At 68.7% G+C, this 14525-nt stretch carries 16 protein-coding genes; 5 read left to right on the top strand and 11 right to left on the bottom strand.

The features are described from left to right. Position 1 precedes the first annotated feature (1 nt). From AC3A5Z_RS04310 to AC3A5Z_RS04295, 4 genes are all read right to left on the bottom strand, one after another. Positions 2-550 (bottom strand): periplasmic heavy metal sensor, encoded by a 549-nt coding sequence (locus AC3A5Z_RS04310; protein ID WP_487518140.1) that lies wholly within the window; start codon positions 548-550, stop codon positions 2-4. Positions 551-553: 3 nt separating this feature from the next. Continuing rightward, positions 554-931, bottom strand: a complete 378-nt coding sequence (locus AC3A5Z_RS04305) for a dihydroorotate dehydrogenase (RefSeq protein WP_487518139.1) — start codon at positions 929-931, stop codon at positions 554-556. A gap of 1 nt (position 932) precedes the next feature. After that, complete coding sequence (locus tag AC3A5Z_RS04300) at positions 933-1526, bottom strand: RNA polymerase sigma factor (RefSeq protein WP_487518138.1); 594 nt, start codon at positions 1524-1526, stop codon at positions 933-935. Positions 1527-1613: 87 nt separating this feature from the next. After that, on the bottom strand, positions 1614-2264 hold the full coding sequence (locus AC3A5Z_RS04295; RefSeq protein WP_487518137.1) for an EF-hand domain-containing protein: 651 nt from the start codon (positions 2262-2264) through the stop codon (positions 1614-1616). Between the two features lie 201 nt (positions 2265-2465). Between AC3A5Z_RS04295 and AC3A5Z_RS04290 the strand changes: the two genes are divergently transcribed. Then, complete coding sequence (locus tag AC3A5Z_RS04290) at positions 2466-2858, top strand: DUF983 domain-containing protein (RefSeq protein WP_487518136.1); 393 nt, start codon at positions 2466-2468, stop codon at positions 2856-2858. Next, complete coding sequence (locus tag AC3A5Z_RS04285) at positions 2848-3507, top strand: NUDIX hydrolase (protein WP_487518135.1); 660 nt, start codon at positions 2848-2850, stop codon at positions 3505-3507. Before AC3A5Z_RS04290 ends, AC3A5Z_RS04285 begins: the two co-directional genes overlap by 11 nt. Here AC3A5Z_RS04285 and AC3A5Z_RS04280 read toward each other — a convergent pair. Beyond that, positions 3418-4398, bottom strand: a complete 981-nt coding sequence (locus AC3A5Z_RS04280; RefSeq protein ID WP_487518134.1) for a fatty acid desaturase — start codon at positions 4396-4398, stop codon at positions 3418-3420. The two genes, AC3A5Z_RS04285 and AC3A5Z_RS04280, sit on opposite strands and share 90 nt — an antisense overlap. 106 nt (positions 4399-4504) lie before the next feature. On the opposite strand from AC3A5Z_RS04280, the gene AC3A5Z_RS04275 reads away from it, so the two are divergent. Beyond that, complete coding sequence (locus AC3A5Z_RS04275; RefSeq protein WP_487518133.1) at positions 4505-5368, top strand: helix-turn-helix domain-containing protein; 864 nt, start codon at positions 4505-4507, stop codon at positions 5366-5368. A gap of 9 nt (positions 5369-5377) precedes the next feature. Here AC3A5Z_RS04275 and AC3A5Z_RS04270 read toward each other — a convergent pair whose 3' ends face one another. From AC3A5Z_RS04270 to AC3A5Z_RS04255, 4 genes are all read right to left on the bottom strand, one after another. Further along, positions 5378-5641, bottom strand: a complete 264-nt coding sequence (locus tag AC3A5Z_RS04270) for a hypothetical protein (RefSeq protein WP_487518132.1) — start codon at positions 5639-5641, stop codon at positions 5378-5380. Between the two features lie 94 nt (positions 5642-5735). Next, a complete protein-coding gene (locus AC3A5Z_RS04265; RefSeq protein WP_487518131.1) occupies positions 5736-6233 on the bottom strand; it encodes a lipocalin family protein in 498 nt (165 codons plus the stop codon). After that, complete coding sequence (locus AC3A5Z_RS04260; RefSeq protein ID WP_487518130.1) at positions 6221-6688, bottom strand: hypothetical protein; 468 nt, start codon at positions 6686-6688, stop codon at positions 6221-6223. The genes AC3A5Z_RS04265 and AC3A5Z_RS04260 overlap by 13 nt, the downstream gene beginning before the upstream one ends. Before the next feature lie 61 nt (positions 6689-6749). Further along, the gene (locus AC3A5Z_RS04255; RefSeq protein WP_487518129.1) at positions 6750-7784 is read right to left on the bottom strand and encodes an aldo/keto reductase; all 1035 of its coding nucleotides are present in this window, start codon (positions 7782-7784) and stop codon (positions 6750-6752) included. A 161-nt stretch (positions 7785-7945) separates the two neighbouring features. On the opposite strand from AC3A5Z_RS04255, the gene AC3A5Z_RS04250 reads away from it, so the two are divergent. Together AC3A5Z_RS04250 and metG are read left to right on the top strand one after the other, a co-directional pair. Beyond that, entirely contained in the window at positions 7946-9166 is a 1221-nt protein-coding gene (locus AC3A5Z_RS04250; protein ID WP_487518128.1) for an MFS transporter, read from the top strand. A 63-nt stretch (positions 9167-9229) separates the two neighbouring features. Beyond that, positions 9230-10948, top strand: coding sequence for a methionine--tRNA ligase (metG, locus tag AC3A5Z_RS04245; RefSeq protein ID WP_487518127.1), 1719 nt, complete (start codon positions 9230-9232; stop codon positions 10946-10948). A gap of 429 nt (positions 10949-11377) precedes the next feature. On the opposite strand, the gene AC3A5Z_RS04240 is transcribed toward metG, so the two are convergent. Further along, positions 11378-13876: a cation:proton antiporter gene (locus AC3A5Z_RS04240; protein WP_487518126.1), complete on the bottom strand. Its 2499-nt coding sequence runs from the start codon at positions 13874-13876 to the stop codon at positions 11378-11380. Between the two features lie 143 nt (positions 13877-14019). Next, entirely contained in the window at positions 14020-14253 is a 234-nt protein-coding gene (locus AC3A5Z_RS04235; protein WP_487518125.1) for a hypothetical protein, read from the bottom strand. Between the last annotated feature and the right edge of the window lie 272 nt (positions 14254-14525).

Here is a 14525-nt window from a genome sequence, read left to right as displayed (position 1 = left end):
CCTATTCCCCGCCCGGTTCCCGCCTTCCCTCGCGCCCGTCACGGTCGCCCCGCCCGTCGCGGTCGCCCCGGCCATGCTTGCGGGTCAGGTTCTGCTCCAGCCGGTCGGCGAAGGCACGCCGCGCCTCGGGCTCCATGCCGGCGATCCGGTCGAAGATCAGCTTCTGGCCGAAGGCGAAGAACTCCGCCCCCCGCGCATTCTGCCGGTCGAGCACTGCCTGCAACGCCCCCGGGTCGAAGGGATCGGCCCGCAGTGCCGCGAGGATCTCCGAGAAGTCCTGCCGCATCGCCCGCCGCGCGCCGCGGAAATCCGGGCCCTCGTCAACGAAGGCACGGCGCAGCTCCTGCCGGTCCTCGGGGCTCAGCGCCCCGTCGAAGGCGCCGAAGCCCAGATCGCGCACCGGCAGCGGATGCCGCCCGTCATGCGAGCGCAGCACGGCGCCGCCCACCATGCCCAGCACGGCGAGGTTCAGCGTCAGCGACACCGCAAGCAGGATGCGCATCCAGAGCGGCGAGCCGGTCTTGGCGGCGGGAGGCGGAAGATCGGTCATCGCTCAGCCCTCCGTCATGAAGCCGTCGAGCGACGGGATGAGATCGAGGCTCGGCTGCAGATCGACCGTGTCGATCTCCTCGAAGGCGGGCTGCCAGAGCGCATCGGTGACCGGCACCATCGAGGCAGGCTGCGCGAACCCGATCCAGACCCCGGCCAGCGTCGCCGTGGCCATCCCCGCTCCGGCCAGCATGCCGCCCCGCAGCCCCGCCAGCCAGCCGGACCAGCCCTTCGGCGGGACAGAGGCCACCGGGCGCGGCGGCACGGGCTGCGGCTGATGCGCGATCGCATCGGCCATCACCCGCCCCATCAGCGCGTCCGAAGGGGCCGGAGCCCTCGTGCGGGCTTCGGCAAACAGATCGTCAAGATCGCTGTCGCGCATCTCAGCCTTCCTCATATCCCAACTCGGCCCGCTGCCCCGAGAGCAGCGCCGCCAGAGACCGCTTGCCACGCGCGGTCAAACTTTCGACCGCTTCCACACCGATGTCCATCACCTCGGCAATCTCGGGGTTGGTCAGCCCCTCGAGATGCCGCAGGACCACCGCCTGACGCTGCCGCTCGGGCAGCGCCGCCAGCGCCGCGTCGAGCGCCCGAATCCGGTCGCCCTCGATCAGCGCCGCCTCGACGCCCGGCGCGGCATCTGCCACCTCGGGCGCATCGTCCAGCGCCGTGGCCGAGCGCCGCTTGCGCCCCCTCAGCCGGTCGGTGCAGAGGTTGCAGGCTACGCGGTAGAGCCAAGTCGAGACCTTCGCCTCGCCCTGCCGCCATTCGCCCGCCACCTTCCAGAGCCGCAGCATCGCTTCCTGCGCCACATCCTCGGCCTCGGCCCGGTCCGACAGCATCCGCGACGCCACCGCGAGCACGCGGGGCGTCAGACGGTGGGTCAGCGCACGGCCCGCCCCCGGGTCTCCATTGGCATAGAGCACCAGAAGCGCCTCGTCCGAGACATCCGAAAAGGCATCAAACGGCATTTCCATCCTGCCCGGGCTTAGCGCCAATCCGCGAAACCTTCAAATGCCGCGCCCGTGAGACAGGCCCCGGGCGCGGCGGTCCTTCGCGCGGGATCAGTCGCGGCCGAACCAGCCGTGCTTGCCGCCGTCACGCCGCCCGCCATGGCGACGATCGCCGCGGCGGTCCTGCATGCGCTCCTGCGCCGCATCGGCCTCGGCCCTGGAGACGGCGCCATCCTTGTCGGTGTCGAGCCGGTCGATCATGTTCATCGGGCGCGGACCGGCGGCGAATTCGGCCGCCGAGATCTGGCCGTCGGCATTGGAGTCGAACCGCTCCACCATCGCGGCCGCCCGCTGGTCGGCCCGGGCCTTCATCCCCGCCATATACATCGCCGAAAGCTCCGGAGCACCGATCTGGCCGTTGCCATCGGCATCCAGCGCCTCGAGCCGGGCCTGACGCGGGGCGTCGATCTCGGCCTGCGTCACCTTGCCGTCCTTGTCGGCATCCAGCGTGTCGAAGTCGAACATCGGCCCGGCACCCCGCCCCATCCGGTCGCCCATCATGCCGTCCATCGGGCCATCGCCACCCATCGGACCGTTCCCGTCCATCGGGCCATTCCCGCCCATCGGGCCGGTCGGCATCTCGCAGGCGGCACCGGGGGCGCAGGGCGGCTCTGGCTGCGTCTGGGCGAAGCCGGCGGTCGAGAAGGCCGTCGCGGAAGCGAGGGCGAGGGTCAGCGTGGCGAGGGGGAACATGCGTTTCATCAAGGTCTCTCCGTTTGGGTCGAGGCATCGTCTGCTGCCTTCTGATCCTCAAACGCCCGCTTCCGCGGCTTCCGTCGCCGGAACGGCGTGAATTTCGACAAGGGTTAATAAATCATCCTTTTGGCCCTCAACTTTTGCGAGGGAACCCCCTATCTCTGTTGGCGTTGGGCCCCGTTGCCCTTGTGTCGAGGAAGGGCCTGCATGACCGACCGACAGGTGAACATGGAAGACGACCGCCCCCTGATGCCCGCCCTCCTGCGGGGATGGCGCTGCCGCTGCCCGAACTGCGGGGCCGGTCCGATGCTGCGCGGCTATCTGACGGTGCGTGAAAGCTGCCCCGTCTGCGGCGAGGATTTCCACCACCACCGCGCCGACGATGGCCCCGCCTATCTGACGATCCTGATCGTCGGGCACCTGATGGCGCCGCTGATCCTCTGGGGCTTCGTCGAATACCGGCCCGATCCGTTGATGCTGGCCACGATCTTCACCATCGGCACCGTCGCCCTGTCGCTCTTCCTGCTGCCCCGGCTCAAGGGGGCCATGGTGGCGCTGCAATGGTCGCGGCGGATGCACGGCTTCGGAAATGCTGCCTGAGGCGGAGCCTCGGGTCCGTCCAGCCGCCACCGTCGTCCTGATCCGTCAAGGGGCCAAGGGCCCCGAGGTTCTGATGGGGATGCGCGGGGCCGCGGCCGTGTTCATGCCATCGAAATACGTCTTTCCGGGCGGCGCCGTCGATCCCGGCGATGCCGCCGTGCCGCTGGCCAACCCCCTGCCCGCCGCCTGCGCCGCGCGTCTCGGTGCCGAGGCCACAGCCCTCGCCGCCGCCGCGATCCGCGAGCTCTGGGAGGAAACCGGCCTCGCCCTCGGTCAGCCCGGCACCTGGCAGGCCCCGCCCGACTGGCAGAGCTTCGCCGCCCGAGGCTTGATCCCCGACGCGGCGGCACTGCGCTTCATCTTCCGCGCCATCACCCCGCCCGCCCGGCCGCGCCGGTTCGACGCGCATTTCTTCCTCGCCGAGGCCCGCCACATCGCCGGCGACCCCGAGGACTTCTCGGCGGCCTCCGACGAGCTGTCGCATCTGCACTGGATCGGGCTGGCCGAGGTGCGCCGGCTCGACCTGCCCTTCATCACCGAGGTGGTGCTGGCCGAGGTCTCAGCCCTGCTGCGCGATGGCGACGCTGGTCAGGGGGTGCCGTTCTTCGACAACTCCGGCAATGCTCCGATCTTCCGCCGCCTGACCTGACCCGAAGGGCCAGAGCGGGTGCGGCACCGGGTCCTTGGCCCGGAACAGGTGCAGCCCGAAGATCTCGGCATAGGAGCGGTAGACGTAACCATCGTTGCGCCGCAGGTAATGCTCGCGGTTCGAGGCATAGAGCGAGGGCAGCCGATACCACGGGACCTTGGGGTGCATGTGATGCACGACATGCAGGTTGTTGTTCAGAAACAACAGCGCCAGCGGCCCGCGATCCTCGATCACCACCGTCCGCGCCCGCGCCGCCTCATGCGCCCGGTGCTCAAGGAAGGTGCGGATCTTCAAGAGCCCATGCCCGACCCAGGCCGCCAGCAGATAGCCGCCCCAGCCCATCCCGGCCTCGGCAAGCCACAGCACCACAGGCACCAGCCCGGCCAGATGCAGCAGCCAGGCCTGCCGCGTCGCCACATCCCCCTGCCGGATCAGCCGCAGGTCGCCCCGCACCCACAGCAGGTTGCCGACGATCGGCCCCAGCACGATCCGCCCCAGCAGCGTGTTGTTCACCGAAAGCAGCGCCCGCACCGCCAGCGGCAGCCGCGCCCAGATCGCCGGATCGAAGTAGTTCGACTCCGGGTCGTCATAGGGGTCGGTCAAGAGCGGGTCGTGGTGATGCTGCAGATGTGTGTCGCGGAAGCGGCGGTAGGGCACGGTCAGCGCCAGCGCCGGGAAGACCAGCGCCTCGTTCAGCCGCTCGCTCGGGAAGGGATGGCCGTGGAGCGCCTCGTGCTGCAGCGACGAGAACTGCGCGATGGCGATGCCGGTGGCAACAATGCCCAGAGGCAACCAGACGCCGGCGAGAACGGTCGTTCCGAGGGCCCAGAGAGTGTAGGTTGCGATCAGAAGGACGATGGTTGGCCACTCGACGGCCGGATGACTGCGCAACCTTGAAAACTCCTGCAAATGGATCAGCTGAGAGTTAGCACTTGCAGCAGGGCGTGATAATCCAGATCTTGAGCAACATAAACGCAACTTTGGTGATAAAAGTCACATGGCGTCGGAAAAAATAGACAAGCGCGACCGGGCCGCTCTGTTCCGCGACCGTCTGGCCGAGGCCATGGGCGAACGCGGCATGACGCAGAGTGCGCTGGCCCGGCAGGTGCAGGTCGACCGCTCGACCATCTCGCAGCTTCTCGCGCCACAGACGACGCGGCTGCCCAATGCCCAGCTCGCCGCCGATTGCGCGCAGGCGCTGGGGATCAGCGCCGACTGGCTGCTCGGCCTCTCGGGCCGGCCGGAGCCCTTGGCCGATCTGCTGGCCATGTCGCTGACCATCACCGAGGCCCCGCGCGCGCCGATCGACGAGACGATCTACCGCTGGCACCGTGAAGCGGCGGGCTACAAGATCCGCCACGTTCCGGCCACCCTGCCCGACATGCTCAAGACGCCCGCCATGCTGGAATGGGAATACCGCCCCCAGCTCGGCCGCACCGCCGAACAGGCCATCGGCGCCTCCGAGGACCGGCTGCAATGGATGCGCGCCGCCCGCTCCGACTACGAGATCGCCCTGCCGCTGCACGAGCTTGCCGCCTTCTCCTCGGCCAGCGGCTATTACGAGGGGCTGCCCGCCGAGGTCCGGCGGGAGCAGCTCGACCGGCTGATCAGCCTGTCGGGCCAGCTCTACCCCTCGCTGCGCATCTACCTCTTCGATGCGCGCCGCGTCTTCTCGGCGCCGATCACCGTCTTCGGCCCGCTTCTGGCCGTGCTCTACCTCGGCCGCCACTACCTCGCCTTCCGCGATTCAACCCGCATCACCAGCTTCACCCAGCATTTCGACTGGCTGGTGCGCGAGGCGGCAATCAGCGCCCGCGAGGTGGGCGACCACCTGCGGATGCTGCGCGACCGCACGGAGTGAGGCTGGACGTCAGGGAGCAGCCTTCTCGCGCAGCCCCTCGGCCTGACAGAGCGCATCGGCCTCCTCCAGCGACATCTCGTCCGGCCGCTCGATCGCGCGATCCCAGCGCACGATCCCCTTGGTGTAAAGCTGGCAGACCACCGGCCCCTGTTTCGAGGCCAGCGTCACCGGCGGCGTCTCGAAGTTGCGGGGGTCGAAATCGCATCCGCTCAGGATGCAGCAGGCGGAAACAACGGAAATCACACGGAACATCGACAGCCTCGAAGGTTTCACCAACACAGACCCTCAACCGGGGCAGTGCCATTGAAACGGCTGCAATCCCCGCGTCAACAGACGCAGCGTCGCACCACCTCTGCGTGTATCGGGATCAGTAGACCGTGAGGCGCGACAGGTCGTAGCCGTTCCACTCGAAGATCTCGCGCGCCGCCGTCAGCCGATCGGGCGGCAGCGGCCCGGCGCGGTTCAGGAGGAAGCCGAAAGACCCCGAAGGCGTGCCGATGGCCAGCGTGCGATAATCCGTATCGACCCAGATCACCCACCAGGGCTCGCCGATCCCCGCCGCATCCGCTCCACGCAGCGCCAGCCGCCCCGGCGCCGTCTGGGCATAGGGCCCGGCAAAGGCCTGCTCGCGCCCGGCAAGGCAGAGGGTCGTGCGCAGCTCGTTCCCGGTGAAACGCGCCGCCCCCGGGGCGCAGCCGCCGCCGAAGGAGGCCACCTGCACCCAGTCGCCCTCGAGCCGGCCCGGCTCGAACACCGCGTTGGAATAGATCGGCGTCCCGGCGCTGCGGAAGCTGGGCGGCTGTTGCGGCTTGGGGGCGGAACAGGCCGCCGTCAAAGCCAGCAGGATCAGCATCAGTCGAGACAAAGGGTCACCCTTCTTCCGTCGGATTGGAGGATTTCGTTGCAGCCGAGCAGCGGCGTCATCGGTGCGCAGGTGTTGGACCGGGCAAGGCACTGGCCCGAACAGTCGCCATCCCGGCGGCACTGCTTGCCGCCATCGCGGGTCGGCGTCACGCAGGTCCGCGCCCCGGTGCCGCCGAGGGCCACATAGCGACCGCCGCGCTCCTCGCAGGCGATCTCGCCCGGCGACTTCACCTCGACCACCTCGGGCGCGGGCGGCGGCGCGGCAGGCGCGACCTCCTTCCACCGCGAGGCAGGTTCGGCGGGCCCCGCGGCGGCAGGCGTGTCGAGCGGCGTCACGTCGATCGCCTCCGCCGCCAGCGGGCTCGGCGCCTCGGGCGAGGCAGTCTCGCCGCCGGGCAGCATCCCGCAGGCGGCGAGGCCGATCAGCAGACACATCAGCGCAAGTCGATGCCGCATCGGCCCTCTCCCCCGTCCATCGCGCCACAGGACCCCAAGCCCGACGTCGCCGCAAGCCGTTTCAGTAGGGCGCGGGCCAGGCGCGATGGGCCGCGTCGATCTCGGCCAGCACCTCGGAGGAAAGCGTGACCTCCACCGACTGCAGATTGCTCCGCAGCTGCTCGGGCGAGGTCGCGCCGATGATCGGGATCAGCGGGAAAGGCCTCGTGCGCAGGAAGGCCAGCGCCATCTGGCAGGGATCGAGCCCGTGCCGCGCGGCGATGCCCAGATAGGCGGCGATCGGCTCGAAAACGTAAGGCGTGATCCGCCCGCCGAGATCCGGCGTGCGCTCGCGCCGCGTGCCGTCGGGCGTCACGTCACCCGCATATTTCCCCGACAGAAGCCCCGCCGCCAACGGCGAGAAGGCCAAAAGCGGCATGTCCTCCATCACCGCAAGCTCGGCCCAGTCGGTGTCGAACTGGCGGCAGAGCAGCGAATATTCGTTCTGCACCGTCGCCATCCGCGGCAGCCCGTTCTCCTCGGCCAGCCGCAGCCATTGCGAGGCGCCCCAGACGCTCTCGTTCGAGAGACCGATGGCGCGGATCTTGCCCTCGGCCACCAGCGCCTGCGCGGTTTCCAGCACGTCGAGCATGTTGGCGAGCACACCCTCGCGGTCGCCGTTCGGCGTATAATTCCACATCTTGCGGAAATGGTAGGAGCCACGGTTCGGCCAGTGGATCTGGTAGAGGTCGATGTAATCGGTCTTCAGGCGCCCCAGCGAGGCCTCGACCGCGCCGCGCAGGCTGTGGCCGGTGACCGGCTCGCCGCCGCGCGCCCTGCTGCCCTCGCCGGCGATCTTGGTGGCCAGCACCACCCGGTCGCGCCCGCCCTTGGCGAACCACGCGCCGATGATCGTCTCGGTGTCGCCGATGGTGCGTTCGGTCACCGGGTTGGTCGGATACATCTCGGCGGTGTCCCAGAAGGTCACGCCATGCTCCAGCGCCATCTCGATCTGGGCATGTGCCTCGGCGGCGGTGTTCTGGCTGCCCCAAGTCATCGTGCCGAGGCAAAGCTCGGACACGCTCAGGCCGGTTCTCCCAAGCGGAAGCTGTTTCATCGCGGGCTCCTCATATAGGGTGCAGACCCTAGCGGCTGCGGACGAAATGGCAAGACGCGGCGGGCCGGAACGCGACTGCGCGGCGGCGGGCGTTTGGGGGTGGGCTTTCCTGCCGGGCTCGGCCAAGCTGCGCCGACCCTGCGATGCCGGTAGACTTCTCGATGCGCCTCCTCATCTCCTTCGCGGCCCTGTTCCTCTCGGTCGTGCTGCTGCAACTCGGCTCTGGAGGGGTGGCGCCGCTGGATGCGATCTCGGGCGCGGCGCTCGGGTTTTCCACCACCGAACTCGGCATGCTCGGCTCCGCGCATTTCTTCGGCTTCTTCGTCGGCTGCTGGTGGGCGCCCCGGCTCATGGGCGAGGTCGGCCATTCCCGCGCCTTCGCCGCCTTCACCGCCGCCGGCACCATCGGCATCCTCGCCCACATGCTGATCATCGACCCCTGGGCCTGGGGGATCATGCGGATGGGCTCCGGCCTCTGCGTCGCGGGCTGCTACACGATCATCGAGGCCTGGCTGCAATCCAAGGTCACCAACGAAACGCGCGGCCGGGCGATGGGGATCTACCGCATCGTCGATATCGGCGGCTCGCTCGGCGCACAGCTGATGATCGGCGTGCTGGAGCCCGCCTCCTACGTCTCCTACAACCTGCTGGCGCTCCTCTGCTGCGCCGCGATCTTCCCGCTGACGCTGACCAAGGCCGCCCCGCCCGAAACCCCCGACGCCCCCCGCCTGCGCCCGCGCCTTGCCTGGGACCGCTCGCCGCTGGCGGCGCTGGGGGTCGTCGTCTCGGGCATCAGCGGCGCCTCCTTCCGCATGGTCGGGCCCGTCTACGGCATCGAGGTCGGCCTGCGCGCCGACCAGATCGCGCTCTTTCTCGCGGCCTATGTGCTGGGCGGGGCCGTCGCGCAGTTCCCCATCGGCTGGGTCGCCGACAAATACGACCGGCGCTGGGTGCTGATCTGGCTCTCGGCGGCGACCATCGCCACCTGCGCCGCGACCATCCTGCTGGCCGGCTCCGGCACCGTCGCCGTGTTCAGCGCGGCGGCGCTCTTCGGCTTCGCCACCCTGCCGGTCTATTCCGTCTCCACCGCCCATGCCCATGACTTCGCCGAAAGCCGCGAACGGGTGGAGCTGTCGGCGGCGCTGATGTTCCTCTACGCGGTCGGCGCCATCGCGGCGCCCATCCTGTCCTCGGTGCTGATCGACGGCTTCGGCCCCTCGGCGATGTTCGTTCTGATCGCGGTCTCCTACCTCTTGCTCATCGCCTTCGGCATCAGCCGGATGTGGGTGCGCCCCACCCCCGCCGAGCGCACCGCCTATACCTACGAGCCGCGCACCTCCTTCCTCATCGGTCGGCTGCTGCGGCGCAAGCGGTCGGATTGATGGCTCTGGCTCTTGGCCCGCAACGAGGCTAAACAGCGCCGGACCGGGACGAAAGGCATGATCATGGCGCGGATTCTCATCACCTCGGCGATTCCCTACATCAACGGGATCAAGCATCTGGGCAACCTCGTCGGCAGCCAGCTGCCCGCCGACCTCTTCGCGCGCTACATGCGGGCGCGGGGCCACGAGGTCATGTTCATCTGCGCCACCGACGAGCACGGCACCCCGGCCGAGCTTGCCGCCGCCAAGGCGGGCAAGCCGGTGGACGAATTCTGCGCCGAGATGCATGCCGTCCAGAAGGACATCGCCGACGGCTTCCGGCTGTCCTTCGACCATTTCGGCCGCTCCTCCAGCCCGCGCAACCACCGCCTGACCCAGCACTTCGCGGGGGCTCTGGCCGAGAACGGCTTCATCGAGGAAGTCTCGGAAAAGCAGGTCTTCTCGATCGCCGACAATCGCTTCCTGCCCGACCGCTACATCGAGGGCACCTGCCCGAACTGCGGCTATGACAAGGCCCGCGGCGACCAGTGCGAGAACTGCACCAAGCAGCTCGACCCGACCGACCTGATCAACCCGCGCTCGGCGATCTCCGGCTCGACCGAGCTCGAGGTGCGCGAGACCAAGCACCTCTACCTCAAGCAGCGCAGCCTGCGCGCCGATCTGGAGGCCTGGATCGACAGCAAGACCGACTGGCCGGTGCTGACCACCTCGATCGCCAAGAAATGGCTGAACGACGGCGACGGGCTGCAGGACCGCGGCATCACCCGCGACCTCCACTGGGGCGTCCCGGTGAAGAAGGGCGACCAGCCCTGGCCGGGGATGGAGGGCAAGGTCTTCTACGTCTGGTTCGACGCCCCGATCGAATACATCGCCGCCACCGCCGAATGGGCCGACGCCCACGGCAAGGCCGACGCCGACTGGGAACGCTGGTGGCGGACGGACAAGGGGGCGGAGAACGTGCGCTACGTCCAGTTCATGGGCAAGGACAACGTGCCCTTCCACACCCTCTCCTTCCCCGCCACCATCATGGGCTCGCGCGAGCCGTGGAAGCTGGTCGATTACATCAAGTCCTTCAACTACCTGAACTACGACGGCGGCCAGTTCTCCACCTCGCAGGGTCGCGGCGTGTTCATGGATCAGGCGCTGTCGATCCTGCCCGCCGATTACTGGCGCTGGTGGCTGCTGTCGCATGCGCCGGAGAACAGCGACTCCGAGTTCACCTGGGAGAACTTCCAGACCTCGGTGAACAAGGATCTGGCCGACGTTCTGGGCAATCTCGTCAGCCGCGTCACCAAGTTCTGCCGCTCGAAATTCGGCGAGACGGTGCCGGCGGGCGGGGAATTCGGGCCGCGCGAAGCGGCGCTGATCGCCGAGCTTCAGGGCCGGCTCGACGCCTATTCGGCCTGCATGGAGGCGATGGAGGTCCGCAAGGCCGCGATCGAGCTGCGCGGGATCTGGGTGGCGGGCAACGAATACCTGCAGGCCGCCGCCCCCTGGACCGTGGTCAAGACCGACCCCGAGCAGGCCGCCGCGATGATCCGGCTCGCGCTGAACCTGATCCGGGTCTATGCGGTGATTTCGCAGCCCTTCATCCCGGATGCCGCCGCCTCGATGATGGCGGGCATGGGGACCGAGGACTGGAGCTGGCCGGAAGACATCGCCTCGGCGCTTCAGGTGCTGCCGGTGGGGCATGAGTTCACCGTGCCGGAGGTCCTGTTCCGCAAGATCACCGACGAGGAACGGGCGGAGTGGCAGCAGAAGTTCTCGGGCGTCCGGGCCTGAGGCGCGCGGGTTTTCACGCGTGAAAATATGGCTATGCCGTTGGAATGGTTGAGATAGTTCGGCGGCGTTCAGGGTTTGTCAGTGATTTGATGGCGGGTCGGGCGGCCTTGGCGTGGCGCCTTGATGGGGGGGCCGCCCTTCGAAGGTGCGCAATGAATGCGCACCCTACGGGGGGAGAGTCGCCGGGCGGGGCCCATCGCGCGCGCCGGTGAAGACGCAGGCTTTCGTCATGCGCCGGGTGGGGTGGAACCCCACCCTACGAGAGACGGGAGAGTTGCATGGGGCGCGGCTTCTCCCCACCCGGCGAAGGTCATGAGAGACCGACGACGGCCAGGTGGTCTGTAGGGTGGGGATTCACCCCACCTTGCGCAGCGCCGGGCCGGGGGCCCGGGTGGGGTGGAACCCCACCCTACGGGGTGCCGCCCAGCCTCACGCCACCTCGTCGAGATCCAGCGTCACGCCGCGTTTGGCGGCGCTGTCCTGCACCGCCTGCTGCAGCGCGGTGTTGCCGCGCAGCAGGGCCTTGAACTGCACCTCGTCGAGGCCGAGCAATGTGCCGTGGCTGATCGCCGTCACCTGCGCCCGGCGGGTCTTGCGGGTGAGGATCGCCAGTTGACCGAACATCTCGCCGCGGCCGAGCAGCAGCTTCTGCCCTGCCACCTCGGATTCCACGGCGCCTGAGGCGATGAAGAACACGTTGCGCGGGGTCTCGCCGCGGCGGATCAGCACCTCGCCCGGCTGCACATAGACCGTCTTCAGCGCATGGCCGAGCGCGCGGCGCTGCTCCGCCTCCATGTCGGCGAAGAGCGGGAACTGGCGCACCAGTTCGGATTTCTGCACCGCGAGATCGAGCTTCGGGCGCTGCTCGACCCGCGCGCGCTCCACCCCGATGCGCTGGCGCAGCGTCAGGTGCAGCTCGGGGCCGATCAGCCCGTCGCCGTGCAGCACGTCATACTCGCGCTCTTCCATCCGCAGCGCGGTGCGGCGGATGAAGCGACGCTCCATCTCGTCGGAATAGCCGGGGTATTGCAGCCGCAGGCCTTCCAGCGCCCGCTGCGCTTCCTCCTCGCGCCGCTTCAGCAGTTCGTGCAGCAGGTCGGCGATGCGCTTGCCGTGAATGCGGCGGATCTTGGCGTTGATGTAGCCGTGCAGGTCGCTGAGGATCAGCCGCTGGTTCAGGAGCATCTCGAAACGGTCGGCGGTCATCTGGCTGAGCCAGCCCGAGAGATAGAGCCGGTTGTGCGCCCAGACCGCCGCGCGGTAGCGCCGCCCGTAACCCAGGGCCAGCCGCCCCGCCGCGCGGTAGCCGTCGCGGCCCCCCAGACGGGTGCGCTCCATCAGCCGGTCGACGTCGGACAGCATCTGCTCGATCAGCCGCGAGGAGATGAGCTGCTGGCGGAAGCTCTCGAGGATCATGTCGCGCTCGCGCCCGGCCAGCGCCACGAGGCCGAGGGTGATGCGGTCGCGGTCGGCGATCTCCTCGGCGCTTTCGGCGCGGCTGACCGCCGCCTCCAGCCGCTTGGCGAAACGCTTGGCCTCGGCGCGGACGATCTCGCGGTCGAGATCGTGTTCGCGCGCGGTCTCGGCCACCTCCTCGCGCACGTTCTGCAGCGCGACGGCGATCACCTGATTGGAGAGCGCCAGATCGAGCGGGGCGAGCCGCCCCAGCCCCAGCCTGCGGATCACCCAGCGCAGGGAGGTGCCCTGCACCAGCAGGGTGAAGAGGGTGAAGCCGGTGGCGAGGATGCCGACCTCGCGCTTGATATGCGGCGGGACCAGCGGGTTTTCCGTGACCGCCAGCGCCAGTGCGAGCGTGATCGCGCCGCGCAGGCCGCCCCAGAGCAGCGCGACGCGGTAGGGCCGGTCGACCTTTGGCGAGAGGTTGCCGCGCGCCAGAAGCGGCAGCAGCCCGAAGAGCATCAGCGCCCGCGCCGCCACCGCCGCCAGCACCACCACGGCGACGAGGAAGATGTCGAAGAGCGTGGCCTTGCCCAGAAGCCGCGGGATCAGCAGGGCCGCCAGCACGAAGATCAGGGAGCCCGCCCAATGGGCCAGCATCTCCCAGATCTCGGTCAGGTAGGTCCAGATCGCGGGGGCGAGCCGTCCCGGCCCCGAGAGGTTCATCGACAGCCCCGCCACCACCACGGCGATGACACCCGAGGCATGCAGCGCCTGTTCGGCGATGACATAGGTGATGTAGGGCAAGGCGAGGCTGAGCGAGACCTGCGCGGTGGGATGCGAGGAGATCATCGACATGCCCGCCAGCCCGAGCCGCGCGGTGACATAGCCGGTGGCGACGCCGCCGAGGATCAGCAGCGGGAAGTCGATCAGCGCGTCTTCCCAGGTCGGGTCGGGGATGCCCGCCATGACGAATGTCAGAAAGAAGCTGAAGAGCGCGATGGCCGCGGCGTCGTTCAGGAGGCTCTCGCCCTCGACGATGCGGGTCAGCCGCTGCGGGGCGGCGATGTTGCGGAACACGCTGATCACCGCCGAAGGATCGGTGGTGGAGACGATGGCGCCGAGGAGCAGGCAGGCCATGAAGGACATGTCGCTGAACGGCAGGAGCGCCGAGCCGATCAGCACGGTCGAGGCGATCACCGCCGCCACCGCCATGACGAGGATCGGCACCCAGTCGTCGAACATCCGCCGCAGGTTCAGCCCGAGCGCGACCTGGAACAGCAGCGTCGGCAGGAACATGTAGAGAAAGACGCTGGAGCGGATCGGCAGCGACAGCATCTCGATCACTTCGGGCGGGAATTTCTGGCTGAGGTCGCTGCCCTGCAGCAGCAGCGCCAGCGTGCCGAGCAGCCCGCCCACCACCGCCAGCACCACCGAGAACGGCAGGCGCAGCCGGGACGCCACCGGCTCGCAGGCGGCGATGACGATGAAGAGGCAGGCCATGACGGCGACGAGCAGGACGATGTTCATGCGGTCCCTGATACGGCTGATGCCGGAGCGGCGAAAGCCGTCGTCACACACATTGGCATGAGGCCGCGGGCGACGGGGCCAGACGGCGGCGGCCCCTGTCGGCAGGGGCAGGCGCCGTCACCCACCCCATCCGTGGCCGGGGGTCAATGGGCCAGCCGCCCCGCCATCCGGCCGAGCTTGTAGGCCCGGGCCTTGGTCAGCGGCGCGTGATCGACGAAGCCCTTCTCGACCAGCGAGCGCAACGCCCGGTGGAAGGTCGGGGTGGCGATGGCGCTGCAGAGATTGTGGCGGCGGATGGCGTCCGACCGCACCACGGACTCCTCTGATTCGCCCAGAAGCTTCAGGGCGTAGAGGACGTCCAGCTCATTCCGAGACAATTCGCCGATCCCGAGGTCATGTTCCAGCCCCAGAAGCAGCTCTCGGAGTTGTGCAACGCTTTGAAACCTTCTTGTTCCGGTTGTGCGCTCGTCCATTTTGTTCATTACCACCACATGTGCCATCTAACCAGCATCGCCACACTGCTAAACTCGCTACGTCCACGCAGCACCGCACGGCTGTCGAAAAAAAGCTAGCGCCAAAATGCCACGCCGAACAAGCCATTCGAAGAGCCGCCGGGCCATTTCCCTCCTTCGGGGGGCGGACAGGCGCT

The organism is Cereibacter sp. Soil_C_27, assembly GCF_057657095.1.
Note: the sequence above shows the minus strand (reverse complement) of the source record. Positions and strands in the feature narration are given on the sequence as shown.